The sequence below is a fragment of the Pseudomonas sp. HMWF006 genome (genome assembly GCF_003061205.1).
Taxonomy (GTDB): Bacteria; Pseudomonadota; Gammaproteobacteria; order Pseudomonadales; family Pseudomonadaceae; genus Aquipseudomonas; species Aquipseudomonas monsensis.
Genome location: NZ_QAIU01000427.1, coordinates 3,488 through 4,341, shown reverse-complemented (window position 1 = coordinate 4,341; position 854 = coordinate 3,488). Strand labels below are relative to the sequence as shown.

1 protein-coding gene is annotated in these 854 nt (G+C 62.9%); it reads right to left on the bottom strand.

Annotated elements, in window-relative coordinates; translation table 11 throughout:
• On the bottom strand, nt 1-854 hold an 854-nt coding region (locus DBR24_RS32670), incomplete at both ends, for a cobaltochelatase subunit CobN (RefSeq protein ID WP_256591603.1).

Sequence of the window (854 nt, the reverse complement as noted above, 5' to 3'; positions counted from 1 at the left end):
GGCCATGGCCTGAGCAATGTCATCACCGCCGGTGCGCATGGTCGCGGTGCCCCACACCGACAGGCCGAGCTGACGCAGGTGATCACCGTGATCCTGCAGGTGCCGCTCGAGAATCAATGTGGCCGACTGGAAACCGATACGCCACGCGGTGGTGGTGGGCAGGTTGCGCACGTCCACCGAATAGAAGTTGCGTCCGGTGGGCAACACGTCGAGACGACCACGGCTGGGTGCGCCGCTGGGGCCAGCGGGGACGAAGCGACCGCTGAGGGCGTCGAGCAGGCCGCGCATTTCTGCCGGGCCGCAGGCATCGAGGCGTGGCGCGACGACTTCGCGCAGATGGTCGATGATTGCACTGACCTCCGCCCAACGCGGTCCTTGCAGGCGTGAGCCTATTCGCGATAGCAGTGTGTCAGTGGACTCAATGTTGGCTGACACACCGCCATCGCGAACAGGCTCACTCCTACAAGGGATTTGTAGTGTTTGGGAGATCAGGTCCGAAGCAAACAGTTCGAGGCGTTCGCGGGTGTCGCCGGCAGTGCGCCAGACTTCGTCGATTTGCGATTGCAGCGCCTCGGGACGCGGGCCTGTCCATGGATCGGCCAGCACACAATCGAGTGGATCGAATCCGAGTTCGAACGCTTTGGCGAGTGCTCGCAACAGGCTTGATTGCGCGCCTTTGCCGTCGCCTCGTGGAATCCGTAGCAGCGCGAGCAACGTATCGTTCCGCAAACGCCCGGTCGGCGATTCGCCAAAAATGTGCAGACCGTCGCGTATCTGCGATTCCTTCAGATCACACAGATACGTATCGAGGCGCGGCAACCAGATCGCTGCGTCGGCATCGCTGTCCAGCGCGG